This is a genomic window from Flagellimonas spongiicola, from assembly GCF_023502425.1.
Taxonomy (GTDB): domain Bacteria; phylum Bacteroidota; class Bacteroidia; order Flavobacteriales; family Flavobacteriaceae; genus Flagellimonas; species Flagellimonas spongiicola.
In genome coordinates this window covers 753769-774122 of record NZ_JAMFMA010000001.1, presented here as the reverse complement: position 1 = coordinate 774122, position 20354 = coordinate 753769, and the positions used below count along the sequence as shown (strand labels likewise).

The 20354-nt window shown below is 39.7% G+C and carries 22 protein-coding genes; 3 read left to right on the top strand and 19 right to left on the bottom strand.

The features are described 5' to 3' along the window. Positions 1-15: 15 nt before the first annotated feature. From coaE to M3P19_RS03645, 11 genes are all read right to left on the bottom strand, one after another. Positions 16-603 carry a dephospho-CoA kinase gene (gene coaE, locus M3P19_RS03695; RefSeq protein ID WP_249656270.1) on the bottom strand — a complete coding sequence of 196 codons (588 nt, stop codon included), beginning with the start codon at positions 601-603 and terminating at the stop codon, positions 16-18. Next, positions 600-1556: a CdaR family protein gene (locus tag M3P19_RS03690; RefSeq protein ID WP_249656269.1), complete on the bottom strand. Its 957-nt coding sequence runs from the start codon at positions 1554-1556 to the stop codon at positions 600-602. The genes coaE and M3P19_RS03690 overlap by 4 nt, the downstream gene beginning before the upstream one ends. A 1-nt stretch (position 1557) precedes the next feature. Next, positions 1558-2565 carry a glycosyltransferase family 2 protein gene (locus M3P19_RS03685; RefSeq protein WP_249656268.1) on the bottom strand — a complete coding sequence of 336 codons (1008 nt, stop codon included), beginning with the start codon at positions 2563-2565 and terminating at the stop codon, positions 1558-1560. A gap of 55 nt (positions 2566-2620) precedes the next feature. Continuing rightward, a complete protein-coding gene (locus M3P19_RS03680) occupies positions 2621-3433 on the bottom strand; it encodes an enoyl-ACP reductase FabI (protein WP_249656267.1) in 813 nt (270 codons plus the stop codon). Positions 3434-3512: 79 nt separating this feature from the next. Then, complete coding sequence (recN, locus tag M3P19_RS03675; protein WP_249656266.1) at positions 3513-5165, bottom strand: DNA repair protein RecN; 1653 nt, start codon at positions 5163-5165, stop codon at positions 3513-3515. Positions 5166-5211: 46 nt separating this feature from the next. Then, positions 5212-6102, bottom strand: a complete 891-nt coding sequence (porD, locus tag M3P19_RS03670; RefSeq protein WP_249656265.1) for a type IX secretion system protein PorD — start codon at positions 6100-6102, stop codon at positions 5212-5214. Beyond that, positions 6095-7300 (bottom strand): bifunctional phosphopantothenoylcysteine decarboxylase/phosphopantothenate--cysteine ligase CoaBC, encoded by a 1206-nt coding sequence (coaBC, locus tag M3P19_RS03665; protein ID WP_249656264.1) that lies wholly within the window; start codon positions 7298-7300, stop codon positions 6095-6097. The genes porD and coaBC overlap by 8 nt, the downstream gene beginning before the upstream one ends. 3 nt (positions 7301-7303) lie before the next feature. After that, positions 7304-7630, bottom strand: a complete 327-nt coding sequence (locus tag M3P19_RS03660) for a DNA-directed RNA polymerase subunit omega (RefSeq protein WP_147744181.1) — start codon at positions 7628-7630, stop codon at positions 7304-7306. A 19-nt stretch (positions 7631-7649) separates the two neighbouring features. After that, positions 7650-8480, bottom strand: a complete 831-nt coding sequence (locus tag M3P19_RS03655; RefSeq protein ID WP_249656263.1) for an outer membrane protein assembly factor BamD — start codon at positions 8478-8480, stop codon at positions 7650-7652. Between the two features lie 108 nt (positions 8481-8588). Then, complete coding sequence (dapA, locus tag M3P19_RS03650; RefSeq protein ID WP_249656262.1) at positions 8589-9479, bottom strand: 4-hydroxy-tetrahydrodipicolinate synthase; 891 nt, start codon at positions 9477-9479, stop codon at positions 8589-8591. Further along, positions 9479-10012 carry a DUF6913 domain-containing protein gene (locus M3P19_RS03645; protein WP_249656261.1) on the bottom strand — a complete coding sequence of 178 codons (534 nt, stop codon included), beginning with the start codon at positions 10010-10012 and terminating at the stop codon, positions 9479-9481. Before M3P19_RS03645 ends, dapA begins: the two co-directional genes overlap by 1 nt. Before the next feature lie 64 nt (positions 10013-10076). On the opposite strand from M3P19_RS03645, the gene M3P19_RS03640 reads away from it, so the two are divergent. Together M3P19_RS03640 and M3P19_RS03635 are read left to right on the top strand one after the other, a co-directional pair. Then, on the top strand, positions 10077-10844 hold the full coding sequence (locus M3P19_RS03640; RefSeq protein ID WP_249656260.1) for a 5'-nucleotidase C-terminal domain-containing protein: 768 nt from the start codon (positions 10077-10079) through the stop codon (positions 10842-10844). Then, positions 10845-11756, top strand: a complete 912-nt coding sequence (locus M3P19_RS03635) for a metallophosphatase (RefSeq protein ID WP_249656259.1) — start codon at positions 10845-10847, stop codon at positions 11754-11756. It abuts the gene before it with no gap. Positions 11757-11820: 64 nt separating this feature from the next. On the opposite strand, the gene M3P19_RS03630 is transcribed toward M3P19_RS03635, so the two are convergent. Then, positions 11821-13518: a BspA family leucine-rich repeat surface protein gene (locus M3P19_RS03630; RefSeq protein WP_249656258.1), complete on the bottom strand. Its 1698-nt coding sequence runs from the start codon at positions 13516-13518 to the stop codon at positions 11821-11823. Positions 13519-13765: 247 nt separating this feature from the next. Here M3P19_RS03630 and M3P19_RS03625 point away from each other — a divergent pair, with 247 nt between their 5' ends. Beyond that, positions 13766-15280 carry a ComEC/Rec2 family competence protein gene (locus M3P19_RS03625; protein ID WP_249656257.1) on the top strand — a complete coding sequence of 505 codons (1515 nt, stop codon included), beginning with the start codon at positions 13766-13768 and terminating at the stop codon, positions 15278-15280. Here the strand turns inward: M3P19_RS03625 and M3P19_RS03620 are convergent. The 7 genes from M3P19_RS03620 to M3P19_RS03590 form a co-directional block, all read right to left on the bottom strand. Continuing rightward, positions 15277-15579: a hypothetical protein gene (locus M3P19_RS03620; protein ID WP_249656256.1), complete on the bottom strand. Its 303-nt coding sequence runs from the start codon at positions 15577-15579 to the stop codon at positions 15277-15279. The genes M3P19_RS03625 and M3P19_RS03620 overlap by 4 nt on opposite strands. Further along, positions 15563-15973 (bottom strand): hypothetical protein, encoded by a 411-nt coding sequence (locus tag M3P19_RS03615; protein ID WP_249656255.1) that lies wholly within the window; start codon positions 15971-15973, stop codon positions 15563-15565. Before M3P19_RS03615 ends, M3P19_RS03620 begins: the two co-directional genes overlap by 17 nt. Continuing rightward, entirely contained in the window at positions 15970-16353 is a 384-nt protein-coding gene (locus M3P19_RS03610; RefSeq protein WP_249656254.1) for a hypothetical protein, read from the bottom strand. Before M3P19_RS03610 ends, M3P19_RS03615 begins: the two co-directional genes overlap by 4 nt. A gap of 77 nt (positions 16354-16430) precedes the next feature. Further along, positions 16431-18428 carry an NAD-dependent DNA ligase LigA gene (gene ligA / locus M3P19_RS03605; RefSeq protein ID WP_249656253.1) on the bottom strand — a complete coding sequence of 666 codons (1998 nt, stop codon included), beginning with the start codon at positions 18426-18428 and terminating at the stop codon, positions 16431-16433. Further along, a complete protein-coding gene (locus tag M3P19_RS03600) occupies positions 18429-19010 on the bottom strand; it encodes an LOG family protein (protein WP_249656252.1) in 582 nt (193 codons plus the stop codon). It lies immediately after the preceding gene. Further along, positions 19007-19867: a peptide chain release factor N(5)-glutamine methyltransferase gene (gene prmC, locus M3P19_RS03595; RefSeq protein ID WP_249656251.1), complete on the bottom strand. Its 861-nt coding sequence runs from the start codon at positions 19865-19867 to the stop codon at positions 19007-19009. The genes M3P19_RS03600 and prmC overlap by 4 nt, the downstream gene beginning before the upstream one ends. Further along, positions 19868-20353 carry a GNAT family N-acetyltransferase gene (locus M3P19_RS03590; RefSeq protein WP_249656250.1) on the bottom strand — a complete coding sequence of 162 codons (486 nt, stop codon included), beginning with the start codon at positions 20351-20353 and terminating at the stop codon, positions 19868-19870. Between the last annotated feature and the right edge of the window lies 1 nt (position 20354).

The following is a 20354-nucleotide window of genomic DNA, read 5'->3' as shown; positions in this document are numbered from 1 at the left end:
TGTTAAAATGGTAAATCAATTCTTGGCTTTCACCAGTACACGGTGAAGATCTGACACTTGTCGGCGTGTACTTTCCAAATCCAAATTAGTGATCACATGTTGGGCCAAATCTTTTTTGAGCGAATCATCCATTTGGTTGTCCATGCGATCTTGGACTTTTTTCGAATCCACATTGTCCCTATCCATAACACGTTTCAATCGAATTTCTTTCGGAGCAACCACCAGTATTACCGCATCATATTGCTCCTGAACTCCATTTTCATATATCAATGCAGTCTCTTGGATTACATATGGACTTTCTTGGTTTTTTACCCACAAGTTAAAATGCTCGCGGACTGCTGGGTGCACTATCTCATTCAGGGAAAGGAGCAAATCAGGGTCCACAAACACCTTTGAAGCAACATAATAGCGATTCAATTTACCATCAACATATGATTCCGCTCCCAACAAATCCATAATAGCGGATTTTACTTTTGGTGAATCAACCATTAACTTTTTGGCTTCTTCGTCTGAATCGTACACAGGTATACCCAATTCCCGAAACATCCTGGCAATTGTACTTTTTCCGCTCCCTATTCCACCTGTAAGCCCAACTATTCTCATTCTTGCTCTAAAACAAAATTAACTTTGTTTACCATCAACTTTAAATCATAAACATTTTCCGGTTGACGAAACACCTCAAGTATCAATTCATCCCCATTTGCATTCCCTAGTTGTTTGTAATCCGCAACTACTTCAAAATTATTGGGGGAAAGCAATTTTAAACGTTCCACTGTGGCCTTGCATAGTAATTTGACCGAATTAGGAAAAGTCTTCACTTGATAACCTTCAGGATGATTGATTACCCGAACTGGAACCTCAAATACTTCTTCTGAAAATTTTGCAACCTTTCCGGTTACTGCCACCCGGGAATGCGAGAAGATACTGTTGACCAAATTTTTTGGAAAAACCAGCTGCACTTCTTGCGTAAAGTCGGTAGAGACATTGACCAATTTAATTTCTGCGGTTAAAATACGTTGGATCGTATCTATTTCGCTATTTGGCCCCTTTATAGTCACATTTTTTGGATTTATAACTGGTGGCCCATCCAAAATGTAGTTCTGCTCATATTCAATGTTCAGCTGTGCTACGACTGGTATTTCTTTTCTCGCAACTTGATACAAGTCAACCGTTAGTTGGTTTCTATCAAGATCCAGTAAGGAAATATTTTGCGACAACTGCCTATCCAATTGCTTCTTTAACTGGTCTTCACTTAACAAAAATCGTCCGTTTCTATATTCTACCTCAGCTAAATCCAAGTTCACACGCTTATTCCAAAACTTATAATAAAGAAACTGGAATCCACTAGTCCTTAATTTGGCCTCCATGGTTTCAACGGCATTGTTTCCCAACAACAGGGTGTCCGGTAAATTTCGGTAATTCAGGTTTAGATTAACCCGTGATTCATATGATTCCGAAAGATTACTCAAGAACCAAGCGAAGAAAGAGCATATCAAAAAAAGTAAAAACACCTTCACTTTCTTCCGGTTTAAGCCTTGCATGATATTCTTGACCACCTTAGTTGTTTTTGAAGAACAATTTGGGAAAAATCGCTTCTGGTTCTTTGTTACTAAAATTAAGCAAGATTGTGGATTTTAAGAAACCTAATCCATATCCAGTAAACTGGCACAAGGTTGCGCAGATAGCCAAAATCGAAACTAAAAGACTTTTTGTGCTGTACAAAGCATCTAGGAAAAGTACAATAAAATAGATTCCTAGAATTAAAATGGGGATATGGTATCCGAACAATGAAAGGCAGATAGCTGCTAATATACCCATGATAAATAGTGAAGGGAACCAATATGTCAGTTTTGCGGTTTTTGGATGCCATTTGTTCAATATGGGCCTTACCAGACCAAATTTGTTTACTTGAACAAAAAAATTACTCCAATCAATTCGTCTCTTATGATAAACATATGCATTCGGGAACAATCGTGAATCGTAACCAGCTTCCCAAATTCTAAAAGTCAAATCAGGGTCCTCGCCTGGATGAATTCTCCCGAACCCTTTGGTTTTCTCAAATACTTCTTTGGATAATCCCATGTTGAAGCTGCGTGGCTGGAATTTCCCAACAGCCTTCTTTCTACCTCGAATACCTCCTGTGGTAAAAAAGGATGTCATAGCATAGTTGATGGCCTTCTGGACAGCTGAGAAGGATTCGTCAGCTGCATCAGGTCCTCCAAAGCAATGAACGAATTCTGATTTCAATTCACGCCGCACCTCATTCATATACTGACTCGGAAGGATGCAATCGGAATCCAAAATGATAAAGTAATTGCCTTTGGCTTTTGCCATTCCGAAATTTCTAGAGTCGCCCGGCCCGGAATTTGGTTTGAAATAATAGGAAATATCCAGTTCATTTTGGAAAGAAGCGACGATGGGCTCTGAAGTCTCCGAAGAACCATCCTCAACAATGACCACCTCAAAAGGCTCAGAAAACTCTTGGTTTTTGAGGCTGAGGAGCAATTCCCTCACTTCTTCTGGTCTATTGTATACCGGGACTATTATGGAAAACTGTACATTCATCCTTAAACAGAAAAGCCATCCTTTATTGGATGGCCCTTATGAGTTCACAGCTGAATTATTCGCTGAATTCGTCGATTACTTCTTGGCTTACGCCTGTATTGGAAAATCCTCCGTCATGGAAAAGATTTTGCATGGTTACCTTCCGGGTTAAATCTGAGAAAAGACTCACAGTGTAATCAGCACAGTCTGCCGCAGTTGCATTACCCAATGGTGACATTTTTTCCGCATAATTGATGAACCCATCAAATCCTTTTACACCTTGACCAGCTGTAGTTGGAGTTGGCGACTGGGAAATGGTATTCACACGAACCTTCTTTTCCTTCCCAAAAAAGTATCCAAAACTTCTTGCAACAGACTCCAAGTATGCCTTGTTATCCGCCATGTCGTTATAATCTGGAAAAGTTCGTTGTGCTGCCATATAGGTCAATGCCACAATACTACCCCACTCGTTCATGGCATCAGCCTTAAACAAGGATTGCATTACTTTATGAAAGGATAGCGCTGAAACATCCCAACCTTTGGCAGTAAAATCATACTTTTCATCTGTATATGCACGTCCTTTTCTAACATTGACAGACATGCCTATGGAATGCAAAACAAAATCCAATTTACCACCAAGGATTTCCATTGCTTGAGCAACCAAATTCTGAAGGTCTTCTTCATTAGTTGCATCCGCTGGAATGATTTGGGAATTGGTTTTTTCCGCCAACTCATTGATTTTACCCATTCGCATAGCAATAGGTGCATTGGTAAGAACAAAGGTCCCACCTTCTTCATGCACTCGCTCTGCTGTTTTCCAAGCTATGGAATTTTCATCCAAGGCGCCAAAAATGATTCCTCGCTTGCCTTTTAATAGATTATATGACATACTGAATATTTATTGTTGGTTTTGCGGCAAAGATATCCATTCTAAATGATTTTGAAGGATATCCCAAACCGGTGATTTTTTACTGTAAAAGCTGCTTTGCGTGTGCCAACGCCGACTCTGAAATATTTTTGCCACCTAGCATCTCTGCCAACTCTGTTACGCGTTCATCAACATTTAGTTTTTTCATGTGCGTAGTCGTGCCTGACTGGTTCTCTTCCTTAAAAACTTTGAATTGTTGCTGACCTTTAGAGGCCACTTGTGGTAAATGGGTAATTGAAAATACTTGCATATGCGCACTCATATCCTTCATTATCTCACCCATTTTATTCGAAATTTCTCCAGAAACCCCAGTGTCTATTTCATCAAACATCATGGTTGGTAATTGCTCATATTTTGCTAAAATGGATTTGATAGCTAACATGATTCTTGAGAGTTCACCACCTGAAGCCACTTTTTTTAATTCCCCATAGTCAGACCCTTTGTTTGCAGAAAAGAGAAAAACCAAATCATCTTTCCCATTGGTCTTGAAGGCTTCCGAAGGATTGATTTCAATTTTAAAACTGGCTGATGGCATCCCTAATTCGTATAGGTATTCCTGGAGCAACGTTTTTAATTTTGCAATCACAGCATTTCTTGCGTCTCGTATAGCAATCGCTGCAGCTTCCAACTCGTCAGTGGCATTTTGCACTAACAACTTCTTTTCGGCAATACTATCTTCAATATTCTCAATGGTACTTACTTTGTAAGACAACTCTTCCCGAATAACAATCAATTCCTCAACTGTTGCCGCCTGATGCTTTTTTTGGAGGTCGTACAATTGTTGCAATTTGGCATTGACGGTTTCCAATCTTTCCGGATTTGCCTCTACCTTATCTTTGATGGTTTCCAATTCTTCTGCTACATCATCCATTTCAATAAACAAGGATTGCACGCGCTCATTTAAGTTGGTGTAGGAATCTCCAAAATTGGCCAAGTTCTGAAACACCCTTTTCAATTCCGACAATTGTCCTAAAAGACCTAGCTGCTCATCATTTAGCAATTGATGACCTGCAGCCAATTGCTCCATGATTTGCTCAACATTGTTCAATTGCTCAAATTCCGCTTCCAAGGTTTCCTGCATCCCACTGGTCAATTTGGCCGCTTCAAGCTCTGACAATAAAAAGCTATTATAATCATGCTCCTTAGACGCATTTGCCTGGAAATCCAACAATTCTTGAAGTGCTTTTGTCTCGCTTCGATAAACGGTTAGTTGACTTCTATACAAGGAAAGCTTGTCTTGGTTAGCAGCAAGAGCATCAACAACCTTTAACTGAAATTCATTTTCAGTCATGCGAAGGGTTTGGTGCTGGGAATGAACATCCACCAATCGCCCACCAAGTCCTTTTAGTATGTCCAATGTTACAGGTGTGTCATTCACGAACGCCCTTGATTTGCCACTAGGTAAAATCTCTCTTCTCAAAATGGTGTGATCCTCATAATCCAAATCATTTTTAGAAAAAAACTGTTTTAAATCGTATTTGGAAACATCAAAATCCGCTTCGATAATACATTTTTGGTCTTGGTTTTTAAGTGAGGACAAATCTGCCCTATTTCCTAAAACCAAGGAAAGCCCACCCAATAAAATGGACTTACCTGCTCCTGTTTCACCGGTGATGGTTGTGAAACCATTGGAAAATGGAACATTCACATCATCAATCAATGCATAATTCTGAATGGAAAGATTTGTTAGCAATACAGCGGATTTATCCCGTAAAGATATAGCACTTTGAAGAAAATGGCTAGTAATTTATTTCGTTCCAAGTACTGGAATAAAATGGAGCTACGCGATTGAGGGTTTCCTTAAGCTTTACAATATCCACTTTAGGTCCGTCGGAGAAAATATTACGGATTTCCTCAGATTTCGCATCGAAAAAAGTTTGAATCAAAAAAGCATTGGGTCTTCTTTTGATCAAGGTCTCAAACAATCGCATGCTACCAGCAATCACCTGTTTGCCCGTACTATTGTTATCGCCGAGGATATCCAACCCTTTTCTATGGTAATTGTACATCGCAATCCTGTACTCCCTAAATGAATTGCTCATTAGGTTATCCACCAACTCAAACCGAGAGCGCTCACCTGTTTCTTGGTTCCAACCAGAAAAATTGGATCCTTGCGCCTGGGTAACAATATTTTGAGCTTTGCGAAACATCTCATCACCACCTTCCAATGAAAACGTATCAGCATCCAAACCGAGGATTACATACACATAATAAGCTATAACACTAATCAAATTGGATTCAAAGACATTTTCATTGTAGACTAAAGGCTGAAATTCTAAATATTGAAAGTTGAATGCATCATCCTTATAGTTGAAAATTGGACTTTCGTAGGAAGTATTGAATACCGGTCTTGAAGATTGAATTTGAATATTGGCCTCAAACCTATCAGATTCATATTGACTGACGGTAATGAACATCCTTGCATTAACGCGTTCATTTTCTCGGTATACCCTGTTGGTCCATTTGCTTTTGTTTACAAAGTCACTAAGCGACCTTTCCAAGGTTCTAAAAATCTGTTGATTGGTCTGGCTTACCTGATCAGAGTTGACGGTAACCGTACAGTTTAGTTCCTGGGCAAAGGAAACTTGCAGGATGAATAAAAGTAAAACAGCGGTAATGAGCCTACGCATGAATTCTGGTGATAATTTCTTCCCAAATATCCGAAGCTACTTCTGGCTTCGTCTTCAATGCAAACGTTTTTATCTGTGAATTCTTATCAATGAAGGTTATTTTATTCGTGGCACCCCCAAAACCTGCTCCGTCATCTTTCAAGGAATTTAAAACGATTGCATCCAAATGTTTGCGTTCCAACTTTCCTTTGGCATTTTCCAACTCATTTTCCGTCTCCAAGGCAAAGCCAACCAAAAATTGATTTTGTTTTCGTTTTCCAAGGGACAAAAGAATATCTGGGCTGCGCTCCAATTCCAGTGTCAAATCGCCCGCTTTCTTCTTCATTTTCTCCTTTGCCACATGTTTCGGACGGTAATCCGCAACAGCCGCAGCCGCAATGGCTACATCAATTTGATCAAAATACTTGTGACAGGCATCGTACATTTCCTGAGCTGATGTAACACGTTCCAATTGAATGTTCTCATGAACAATATCCAAATTAGTTGGTCCAGCTATTAAAAACACCTTGGCACCTAAATTGGCCGCTCTTTTTGCCAGTTCAAAGCCCATTGTTCCAGAAGAACGATTTCCCAGAAAACGGACAGGATCTATAGCTTCTTGGGTAGGGCCTGCGGTAATCAGTACATTTTTGTTTTGTAATGGTAGCCCCTGTTTTAAGTCATCCATTAAGAAGCTCAGAATATTTTCTGGTTCTGCCATTCTACCCTCACCATGCAATCCACTTGCCAACTCCCCGGATTCTGCGGGTATCATTATATTTCCGAATGAATTGAGTTTATTTAGAGAAGCTTCCGTCGAGGGATGTTTGTACATGTCCAAATCCATAGCAGGAGCAAAATAAACTGGACACTTTGCAGACAAATAGGTCGCCAACAACAAATTGTCGCAAGTACCATTTGCCATTTTGGACAAGGTATTTGCAGTGGCCGGTGCCACTACCATCAGGTCTGCCCAAAGACCTAGTTCTACATGATTGTTCCACGATAGACTTCCGTCCTCTTCATTCACAAAATCCAATAAAACTGGATTTTTGGATAAGGTGGAAAGTGTAAGGGGGGAAACAAAAGAGCTGGCGCTTTGGGTCATTATTACTTTGACCTGAGCACCAGCTTTTATCAATAACCTAACAAGAAAAGTTGTCTTGTATGCGGCAATTCCCCCGGTAACGCCCAAAAGGATATTTTTACCGCTCAGCATATGTTAGGCGTCTTTCTCTGTGTTTCTGTAGTAGATTTTATCTTCCAACCACTCCATAACAGCAAGCGCATGTGGCTTTGGAAGTTTTTCATAAAACTTGGAAACCTCAATTTGTTCTTTGTTCTCAAAAACTTCTTCCAAGCTATCGCTATATGTTGCGAATTCCTCTAGTTTTTCCAACAATTCTTTCTTTATTTCAGAATTGATTTGGATCGCTCTTTTTGAAGCAATTGAAATTGCTTCGTAGATGTTTTCCGTCTTCTCATCAAATTCGTTTCGGTTGTGCGTAACAGTAGAAACGGGAGCTTTGGTGTTTTTTAAATCTTGCATATACGGATTGTTTAAACTTTTATTTGGCGTTTTCAATATAAACGCTCAATTCTTTCTGTATTTTTTCGGAGAGATTATCCGCTTTCTTTTTAAAAGAGGTCTCCGGGAAATAACGCATTAAATTGTTATACGATGACAGTGCTTCCTGCAAACGTTCTTGCTTTTTATTTTCAGTACTGTTCAAGGCTAAATTGGTAGCCGCTTCTATTCTATAATATAAGGCTTCCTCTCTATATATGGAACCAGGGTTGTCCGAAATGAAATTATCAAAAGCTGTCAATGCAGAAACCAATATAGGGTAGTTGAATTTCCCCAACTTATTGAACTGTTTGGCAATCTCAATTTGCTTTTTCTCTTTTTTGGCGGTCAACTCCCTGGCCATGGTATTTGCCTCTTCAAAAAATTCAGATTCTGGATAGGTGTTGATAAAAGTCTGCAATTTTGATAATGCCTTGTCTGTGTCGGTTTGGTCAAGGGAATAGGCCGGAGAAAGTTTGTAATAACTCTTAGCGCCTAAAAAAGAAGCTTCCTGTACTTTATCACTTCTAGGATATGATTTGATAAAACGCTCAAACTGATAACCGGACAAATAGTAATCCTTGGTTTCAAAATAAGAATTGGCAAAGAAAAACATCACCCGTTCACCTTGAGGTTTACCCACATACCTTGGTGCGATTTGTTCGAACAAGCGTTTTGCCCGCTTAAAATCACCAGCGTCATAGTATTTCTGTGCTAAATCGTACTTTACCTTAACGTCCTCATTTTTAAGTGCCTTTTGGTACTCATTACAGGAGGAAAATAAAATTAGCGCGAAAAATAACGGAAGAATCGACCTCATTTTCAAAAACATTTTGCAAAATTAGTGATAATCAATGGATTTAAAAAATAGAAATCCAACGCTAAAAATAAGGTGGTGCGATAGTTTTCGCCAAGGGTTTTGGCGAACATTTAACTTTGGCTATGCCGGTACCCTATCCAGTGATTTTAAGTAATCTGCGATTCGTTGTTTTAACGATGGCGTAGCTTCCAACAACGGCAGTCTTACCCCAGCCTTGCATAAATCCAATGCCTCAAAAATACTCTTGATTCCGGCGGGGTTGCCTTCTTCAAATATCAGATGCATCATAGGTAACAATGAATAGTGGATTTCATAAGCCTGTTCGGCATTTCCATTGCTCCCCAATGCAATCATTTGTGAAAAGGATTCTGGTAATCCTTGGCCCAATACTGAGATAACCCCTGCTCCGCCGGCCAAGACCGTGGGCAATGCCGTAAAATCATCTCCTGAAATTACCATAAATTCATCGGGTTTCCCTTTGATGATCTTGTCGATTTGGGTCATATCCCCACAGGCTTCCTTTATGGCAACTATATTGGGTGAATCATGAGCCAGACGCACTGTAGTTTCGGCCAACATATTACTACCGGTTCGTGCGGGTACGTTATACATGATTACAGGTACAGGCGATGCTTTGGCAATTGCTTTAAAATGTTGGTAAATCCCTTCCTGGGTTGGTCTGTTGTAATATGGAGAAACAGATAGAATAGCAGCAAATTCCGAAAGATCCAATATCCTTAAATCTTCAATTACAGCAGCAGTATTGTTTCCCCCAACACCCAAAACCAAAGGCAATCTTCCAGCATTGGCACGCACAACAGTATCTGCAACCAATTGTTTCTCCGTTTTGGACAAGGTAGCAGATTCACCCGTAGTACCCAGTACCACCAAATAATCAATACCTCCTTGAATGTTGAACTCCACAATGCGCTCCAAAGCAGCTGTGTCAACCGTAAAATCTTCTTGGAAAGGCGTCACCAATGCAACCCCTGTTCCCATTAATTGCTCCATTACAATTCGTTTAAAACCTTTAAATACTTTTTCAACTCGCTTTTGAATAAATCAAAATCATTTAAGGTCGTATTCAAAATCAAATCGTTGATTTTAGGATCCAATGCACCAAAACCTACTTTTAAGCGGGCCGGGGTTTTAACGGACAATAATTTCATTAATAAATTGTCTTCCTGATAATAATTTATCAGCATATCATACTCCCTACCCAAAAACTCCAATACGTAGCCATTTTCAATCTCACCTTTCCAACCTAAATCCTTGTCGGAAAAAATCTGGATGGCATATGGTGAATTTTTATCATATTCTCTTTTATAGCCAATGATCTTGATGGCATTGGGTCTTAATTCGTATTCATCGATTAGGTCATAGAATACCTCAGCATTCTTAAAATTATCCACATCCACAATACAACCAATACTTGAGATTCCCTTGCTTCTACCAACTACTGCTGCTGGTTTTAGCATTACTTCCTGCAAGTATTTTTGACCCGATTTAACCTTAAATTTATCTTGGAGCCCTTTTAAAAACATTATTTTTATGCATTTTTACAAAGGTAAATATTCTACCCAGACTCCTTAAAACAAAGATACGTTAGTGAATATTTTAAAAATAAAACAAATTGTTTCAATTATAACAATTTGTATTTTAGCTTCTTGCAAGAACGACCCCACGCAACTCTCTGAAGTCAAGGGTACTATTATTCCAATAACTGAAAGCTATACCGCCGTCGATTCCATTGAGGCCTACGTGGCACCTTATAGAAATCGTATTAATGCGGTTTTGGACAGCACATTGGCCATTGTACCAAAAGATTTGGTCTTGGATGATGGTGAACGCAATACCAGTATGGGCAATTTGTTGGTGGATATCTTGTTGAAGGAAACCAGACCATTGTTTTTAAAACAGACGGACAAGGAGTTGGATTTTGCGGTATTCAACCGTGGTGGTATTCGATCTATAATTTCTGCCGGAAATGTGACCGCGAGGAACGCCTATGAGGTGATGCCCTTCGAAAATTTCATTGCTGTGGTGGAATTGGATGGCAAGGCCATGCGAAATTTAATTGATTATTTAATCAATTCGTCTCGTGTACACCCTATTGCCGGAATGCAAATTGTTTTGGACAAAAATGGCAATTTGGAATCCGTCAATGTCAATGGTAGCCCTTTTGACGAAAACAGAAATTATTACGTAGCCACATCTGATTATTTGGTCCAAGGAGGTCCTAGTATTGGTTTTTTCAATGATATGGTCTCCGTCCATGATACCGGATATCTTGTGCGTAATGCAATTATCGATTATTTCAAAAAAGTGGATACGGTAACCGCAAATGTAGACAACCGATTCATTCAACGTAAATAGATGAAACGAAGAAAATTTATTGCCCAGACTGCAGGTGCTTCAGCCTTAGTGGGACTCGGCGGATTAAGTTTAAACGCTTGTTCCACTTTAAACCGAAAGCATATCACCATTTTGCACACCAATGATGTACACAGTCATATTGACCCTTTTCCAACTACGCATTCGCGTTATGCCAATTTAGGAGGGGTGGCCCGCAGAGCTACCTTGGTAGAGCAAATTAGATACGAAAACCCCAATACCTTGTTGTTTGATGCTGGGGATATCTTTCAAGGCACTCCCTATTTTAATTTTTACGGCGGTGAATTGGAGTTTAAATTAATGAGCAAACTCAACTATGATGCGGCAACCATTGGCAACCATGACTTTGACAATGGAGTTGATGGGCTGTTGGCTCAAATACCCCATGGTACATTTGATTTACTTTCTGCCAATTATGATTTTTCGAAAACGGTGCTCGACGGATTTGTAAAACCGTATAAAACTTACCAGCTGGATGGTTTGAAAATTGGGGTGTATGGGTTAGGAATCGCCTTGGATGGGTTGGTGACCAAACGACTTAGTAAGGAGACTATTTATAACGACCCTTACGAAATTGCCTTGGATATGGAACGCTTGCTTAAGGAGGAAGAACAATGTGATTTAATTATCTGTCTTTCGCATTTAGGTTACGAATATGAAAATCCGCAACGGCCATCGGATGTGTTGTTGGCCCAGCGCACTTACAACACCAATTTAATCATAGGAGGTCATACTCATACCTTTTTAGATAAACCTGAAATTCGAACCAACTTAAACGGAGCTTCTGTTTTAGTCAACCAAGTTGGGGCCTATGGCCTTAACCTGGGCCGTATCGATTTTTACTTTGATGAGCAGCATTCTATTTCTGCGGATGGAGTGAGTATTTCAGTTTAGAAAACAAAAAACACCAGTAGCATACCATATACCACTGGTGTTTTAGTTTTATTTGAATAGGTATTTAAAGTTCGCAATTAGGGTCCGTACCTTCATCAGATATAGTCCATCCTTTGACTTCAGTTAAAGTTTCATGAGCATCGGCACCTTCACAGTAGTATAAACCCTTTGCACCCATGGCTAAATTATTTGGAGTATTGGGGTTATTTGCCCAACCAATTAAAGTTGCGTCATAATTATTTACAGACATTCCACAATTTTGTAACATGTTAAGCATATTTGGTGCCTTTTTAAGGTTCCAATGTTCTAGAGAGCGATTAAAACTAATCGCATTTAGGAACATGCCAGTCATGCTATCAACATTGCTTAAATCCCAGTCTTCAATTTCACCATTAAATGAGCTGGCATCTTTAAACATGAGATACATATCTGAAACACCCTTTACTTCCCAACTTTCCAGACCTTTCCCTTCAAAAGAAGTTGCATCCTCAAACATATTTTCCATGGTTTCAGTTTTGGTAACATCCCATCCAGAAAGATCCCCATTAAAAGAAGCAGCACCTTTGAACATGAATGACATATCAGTTACTTTCGAAGTTTTCCAATTACTTAAATTTCCATTAAAAGCTGCGGCATTACGAAACATATTGGACATATTCGTCACATTTTGGACGTCCCATTCGTTTAGGTTCCCATCAAAAACATTTGCATTTGCAAACATGTATGACATATCTGATACCTTTGCTAAATTCGGCGCATCTTTTGCTTTATAAATCATATTGATGCATCCTGCAAACGTACTATGCAGATTTTCCCACTCTATTTCACCCCATTGATCAATGGAAAACAATTTATCAGATGTAGTACCCCCTTCGGCAAACATTCCAGGAAACTTGCCACGAATAGAAACTTTGTATGTACCTGCGAACTCATAATCATGTGTAAGAGGAGAGAAATTTGTTGTGACGTTTTCAACCGCGGATTCGTCTCCCCAATTAATTTCAAAATCATAGTCCAGCATGCCTATAGCAATAGTTACATTCTCTCCCGGATTATTAGTTTTCCAAGTTGTAATAAACGAACGTTTGTCAACAACATTAAGCGTGATCTTCGCATCCACAATAATCTCATCATCAGTAACACTTACCTCTAGCTCATGCGTATCAGCTTCCCAATTGTCCAGTTCCTCACCCTCTTTAAGACTTAACGCTCCCTCAGGTGTAATCTTAAACAAGTTATCTTCATCGGTTTTGATGGAGAACTGCAAGTTTTCGGAATCGTCGTCTGTAGCCATTATTAATGCAAGGATATCAGAATCAGAGGTATTATCGCCCACTTCAAATTCCTGATCTACCATTACCGGAGCGGCTCCAACTAGTACTTCTCCTTCGGTAACAGTGATTGTAACGGTGGCGGATGTGGAATCCGTACCATCAGTAACACTTACCGTTATGGTGTGTGTCTGACTTACGGAAAAATCCAAGGATTGCCCACTGGCCACACTTAAAGCTCCAGTCTTCGTATTAATGGTAAACAGTCCGTTGTCGTTTTCCGTAATGGAAAATTCCAATGTATCTCCTTTATCTTCGTCACTTGCTACCACAGTATAAAAGGAAGTGCCAGGTTGTGTATCCTCAGAAATGGATTTATTTTGATTTGCCATTTTAGGGGCCCTATTGGCCGTTTCCGGTGTGTCATCCTTTCCGCAAGAGTGCAGCATAAAGACAACCAATGCGGCTAGTAGCAAAATTCTCAGTTTCATAATTTTAGAGTTTTAGTTAAACCCCAAATATGAGCAGTACCAAAAGGAAAACAGCCTCCTAATTGACGGATGCCTATTTTGAGTTGATGGATGCCCAAATTGAGCTATCTTGATCTTAAAGGTGTAAATAATTGCCAATCCACACATCTTTTCTTACAACTACCACAAGAACAAGGGTTTGAAATGCGAAATTTCTTATCTTAAGATGCAACAACGTCTACAGTTTCAAACTTAATTCCTTACTAAAATGCCACAATTGAATTCCGCTTTGTTCACCACAAATGGGCCAATTAAATTTACATTCGCTGGATTTCCTGATGCCAAAATCTTAAAAGATGAAACATCCAATACGTGGGTACAACATCTACTTTTTGGAGATTTCATTACTATTCTGGACACAGAAGTAGTCAATAATAGAGTTCAAGTACATTCTCGAAATAAAACAGGTTGGATTTCCGTGGACAACATTCAAAAAAACAGGGTGTTGGAAGTCAATTTTGTAGACATTGGCCAAGGTGATGGGTGTCATATGGTTACCCCAGACGATGAACATTATCTTATTGACGCTGGGAAAGGCGACAATATGTACCGATATCTGTATTGGCGCTTTAATTTGGATGAAAATGATAGTCTTCCCATGAAATTCAAAGCCATAGTCAGTCATCCAGATAATGACCATTACCTAGGGTTTGCGGACATTTTTAAAGAAAATGCCATTCAATTCGATAAAATCTTCCACAGTGGCATCGTGCAGCGACCTGTAGATCATGCTAAAGGTTGGAATACTGAACTAGGCAAAGTGGAAGAGCTTTCGGACCAAAAAGACTATTTGCTGTCGCTTGAACTCACAGATTTGGCGGTGAAAAATATTTTGAACGACCCCAATAATTCCAGTGGAAATGGCTCTCAATTCCCAGAAACCATGGCTTTGGCTTTAAACCAAACCAATCAACCCGAGTTTGTGGCCCTCAACAATCACTCTGGTTTTATGATTGGAAACGGTGGTGCCAACGAGTGTTCTGTAGAGGTCATAGCCCCTATTTTGGATCAACAGGATGGTCATACAGTGCTGCCCTTTCTAAAAAACAATGGTAAAACCAAAAACGGACATTCCGTACTCTTGATGCTAAAGTTCAAGAAACTAAGAGTCATGTTAGGTGGCGACATCAACGAAGAAGCTGGGGAATATATCAATGGAAAATTGGGAAGCAATGCAAAATCCGTTTTACAAGCTGATATTGCGAAAGCCTGTCATCATGGAAGCCACTTATTTAGCTACGAATTTCTTGAAAATATCAATGCGTTGGGCACTGTAATTTCTAGCGGGGACGATGAAAATTATAGTCACCCTAGACCAGATACGCTAGGCGCTTTGGGCAAAACTGGTTACAGTAAAAAACCACTGATTTTCAGTACTGAATTGGCTAGATCTAATAAGGACTTTTCGTCAGCTACCATACCTGAATTGGTGAACAAATACCAAAAATGGGAAGAAGCGCAAAAAGCCTTTGATGATTTCAAGGCTAATTTTGTAGACTCTCCGGCCAATCAGCAAATTTTAGCTGACTTAAAGGCAGATATGGTTGAGAAATACAAGAAAATCAATTCGTATTTGACCAGATATGGAATGATAAGTCTTCGAAGTGATGGGGATCAGTTGGTCATGGCCCAAAAATTGGAAAAAGATGCAAGAAGTGGGAAGTACGATATTTACAAATTTGAATTCGACGCAGGAGAACAACGTTTTGTCCGAACAGATTAATGAATTAAAAGATGTTCTACCATCACTTGCAACTCCTCCTCCAAACTAATAGTTGGATATGGTCTTCCAGCTTGACGATACCAGTATCCTGCATTCCATTTGTCACCTTCCTTTCTGTGTAAGTAGGCATGTATCCAACTTCCTGTGGGGTTTTGCATGTCTTGTGCAATATCATGGGAAGCATTCCAATTGCCCTTTGCATCGTACCAAAGTGCTTGCAAACCTTCATCCCAAAGGGTTGGCGGTTCATTTTGTGACAAGGTTTCCAAAAATTGGTTGTAATCAATGGGTTTCGTCATCTTGGATATATTGGGGCCATGCCCTGTAGGCCAGGATTCCACCACAAATCATAATCAATAAATGATACGGCGTATCTATTTCGATGGTGAATAAGCGACCAAAAGCATACAATAAAATCAACATGGCCAGAAAAGTGAAAAAGCCAGAGATTTCACGTTCCTTCGTAGTCACCACCCTATTATAAAAAACTTTTGCAACTAATCCTCCCAAGAGAAAATTTAGCCAAATCAAAGAAGTTCGGTTGTTTTTGATCACTTCACTAAAGGTTGGGAAACCGCGATCTTCCAGCCGGACTAGTATGATATCGATAATCACCATAATACCCAATAGCGTAGCAATTACGATCTTGATTATTTTTAAGGCTTTTTTATTTTTTTCAACGAAATTTTTCATGATGCATAATTCATTGACCAAAAAAGATGTCCATATACCAATCCCAAAACCAACAACAGACTCAAAAACCACAATGGTTTTTTAAAGTCTTTCCAATACGCAATCCCTACGGAAATGGTTGCTGACCCAAACAAAATGGCAACAGGATAAAGTGAATCGGACATTTCAAAAGCAGTATTTGTAGTCCCTAGAAAAAGATGTCCAAGAATTGCCCCTAAGGCAAATGGAATAAAAAACAGTTTCTTTTTTGAGGCTTCCAAAAGTATAATATTGGAAGTATCATCATCTATACCATTTACGTTCAATATGATTTCCATCAAAATGTAGATCACGGCAAAACCCGCCATGATTCCTGTTACAATTTGATAGGTATCTCCCATGGATTCAATTTAAGGAAAAAACTGACAAAAGCGAAACTTACACCATAGTTTTCGTCTTGGTTCCCATGAAATGAAGATTAATTCAATTTTGACAGGAAATCGTGTTCAGAAATAATAGGTACACCCAGGTTTTCTGCTTTCGTTTTTTTACTGGGTCCCATATTTGCCCCTGCTACAAGAAAACTTGTTTTGGATGAAATGGAAGATGCCACCTTTCCCCCATTATCCTCAATGAGTTTTTTTAGTTCTGTCCTACCAACGGTTTCAAACACACCAGAAACCACAAAAGTTTGTCCTTTAAGCTTCTCAGATTGGTTTTCCAATTGCGCTTCCGATAATGAAAACTGTAATCCGTAGGATTTTAAACGTTCAACAATTTCCAAATTCTTCTGGTTCGCAAAAAATGCGACTACGCTCTCCGCAATTCGGGTTCCAATTTCATCAACTGCAATTAATTCTTCCTCCGTAGCTGTCATCAGGGCATCAATATTCTTATAGGCCTTCGCCAATTTTTTGGCTACGGTTTCCCCCACATAGCGGATTCCCAATGCAAACAGCACCCTTTCAAAAGGGATGTTCTTGGAGGCCAAAACCCCGTTAACCAAATTTTCCGCAGATTTTTCCGCCATGCGTTCCAACGGCACAATTTCCTCCTTGGTCAGCGTATATAAATCCGCATAGTTGGAAATAAGTCCTTCTTTAAACAATAACTCAACCGTTTCACCGCCTAGTCCTTCAATATCCATGGCTTTTCTGGAAATGAAATGTTGAATTCTACCTGTGATCTGTGGAGGACAACCTGTGTCATTTGGACAAAAGTGCTGCGCTTCACCTTCTTTTCTTACCAAAGGCGTTTGACATTCCGGGCAATGTTGGATATACTGGGTCAACACTGAAGTAGCTGGGCGTTTCGCAAAATCAACGGCAATGATCTTTGGTATGATCTCCCCTCCTTTTTCAACAAACACCGTGTCTCCCTCGCGAATGTCCAATTTTTCAATCTGATCTGCATTGTGCAAAGAAGCGCGCTTCACCGTAGTTCCTGCTAGCAACACAGGTTCCAAATTGGCAACCGGCGTGATTGCTCCTGTTCTACCAACTTGATACGTTATTTCATTAAGAATCGTGGAAACTTGTTCTGCCTTAAATTTATAGGCCATTGCCCAACGTGGTGCTTTTGCCGTATAACCCAGTTCTTCCTGATGTCTAAGGTTATTCACTTTGATTACCACACCATCTGTTTCATAGGGCAAATCATGACGCTTTTGGTCCCAATACTCCACAAACTGCATCACTTCATCCGTGGTTTTGCAAAGCTTTGCCACCGTGGGTACTTTAAAGCCCCAGGACCTGGCCATTTCCAGTACTTCAAATTGGGAATTGATTTCCAAGTTGTTCCCTACAATACTGTAAAGCAAACATTCTAGAGGGCGTTGCGCCACCAAAGCACTGTCTTGTAGTTTTAAACTCCCTGATGCCGTATTTCTAGGATTCATATACGCCTCTTCACCAGCTTCCAAACGTTCTTTGTTCATTTGGGCAAAACCTTCCAAGGTCAATATGATCTCACCCCTTATGTCAAATTTTGGCGGATAGCTGCCCTTCAATTGCAAGGGTACTGATTTAATGGTCTTGATATTTGTGGTTACATTGTCGCCCTGAAAACCATCGCCTCGTGTTACGGCTCTCACTAACTTGCCTTCTTCATAGGTTAGACTTATGGATGCGCCATCATATTTTAATTCACAGGTAAACTCCACCGCAACATCACCCAATATTCGTTGAATTCGTTTTTCCCAGTCCTCCAAATCTTCCTTGGAATATGAGTTGTCCAAAGAATACATTCGGTGCTCATGCTGAATTGTCTCAAAGTTCTTTGTTACTGCTCCTCCTACCCTTAAGGTAGGTGAACTTGGGTCATGGAATTCTGGATGTTCCTCCTCCAGTTTTTGGAGTTCCTTGAGTTTAATATCAAAATCATAATCCGATATGGTTGGGTTGTCCAACACATAATAATTATGATTATGCTCCCGTAGTTCTTCTCTAAGTGCAGTTATTTTTGAAGCTATACTCATTTATGTCTGTTCTTTCGCTATCCATTTGGGAACGGCAATTGGCTGATAGTTCTTCATTTGCGTCAATAAACCATCAATGGTATGGTCGACCAATACCATATCCCTATTTTCTTCTTTTAAAAATTCTTTGGCAACCATGGTGTCCAATAAGGTCAACATCGGGTCATAAAAACCGTCAGGATTCAACACCCCAATAGGGTTTTGGTGCAATCCCAATTGGCCCCATGTGATGATTTCAAATAGTTCCTCTAACGTTCCAAACCCACCTGGTAGTGCGATAAATCCATCTGATCGTTCATGCATTTTCAATTTACGTTCATGCATGGTATCCACTGTAATAAGTTCAGTCAACCGAGGATGAAAAACTTCCTTTCGCTTTAAAAAAAGTGGAATTACCCCAAATACTTTGCCATTCATTGAAAGTGCCCCCTCCGCAACCTTGCCCATTAAGCCAATTTTGGCCCCGCCATATACCACACCAATATTCTGTTTGGCCAAAACTCTTCCTAACTCGTAGGCCAAATCCAATACTTTTGGTTCATTGCCATCACTACTACCACAAAATACGGCTATGTTTTTCATTGGTAACATCCTTTTAGCATGCGTTCATTTCCGAAAATATCCTTTCTGAGTTCAATTTCTGAAAAATTGGCCGCTTCTAAAAGCGCCTGTGTTTGGGATCCCAGATATTGATTGATCTCAAAATAGATGTGTCCTTTAAGTAATAAAGAGTTTCTGGCAATGTTTGTAATTACGCGATAAAATAATAATGGATCTTCATCTTTAACAAACAAGGCTAGATGCGGTTCGAAATTTTTGACATTGCTTTTTATGGACTCCTTTTCCAATTCACGTACGTAAGGAGGATTGGAAACTATAATATGAAATTTGGTTTCAAGGTTAAAATTGGGGTCTAGGACATCCTGATTCTTAAACTTGATCGATACATTATTTGATTTGGCGTTAGCTTCCGCAACTTTCAATGCTTCTATTGAGACATCAATTGCTGTTATATGTGCTTGTGGTAAACGCTTAGCCAATGCTATTGCTATACAACCACTACCTGTTCCGATATCCAATATTTTCAATTCAGAAACTTCACGCATTGCCGTCACTTCCGATACTATCCATTCTACCAATTCTTCTGTTTCAGGACGTGGAATCAGCACATGGGAATTCACACTAAAATCCATGCCCATAAAATGTGCAACGCCGAGAATGTATTGCAAAGGCTTTTCCTTTTTTATTTCCGACAATGCATAAAATAGAGGTTCCTCCTCATCTTTGGTCAATGTCAAATTGGGTTGAACGACTAAAATAAATCGTTCGTGACCCAAATAGTGTTCTACACAACTATAGAAAAAAGAATCTACTTCTTCCTTGGGGTAAATTTCGTCCAACTCCTTGTGGAAAATATTTTTAATATCCCTTAAAAGCACTTAAATCTCTTTTAGCATCCAAACAGGACATGAATAATGACCCGTATTTCCCATCGGGGCATCAATGTATTCGAATCCATTTTTCTTGTATAACTCTTGAGCAGCCTCCATATATGGCATGGTCTCCAAATAACATTGTTCAAAGCCAAATGTTTTCGCCTTGTCCAGACAAGTTTGTATCATTTTAGCACCCAATCCTTTTCCTCTGGCTTCTTCCAGGAAGTACATCTTTTGCAGCTCACAGACGTTCCCCTCAAAGTTGTCCAACTGCGCAATGCCGGCGCATCCAATTATTTTTCCTTCCTCTTCTACCACGAAATAGGTTGCCTTTGGCACGTTGTATGCTCCATGCATATCTTCCAAGGCTTTGTCGGCATATGCTGTGCCTACTTTTGGCACTCCCAAATCCTCAAGTACCCTACGTATTACCTGGGCTACTTGAACATTATCCTCAGGTTGGATTTCCCTTATTTCGACCTTGGTCATA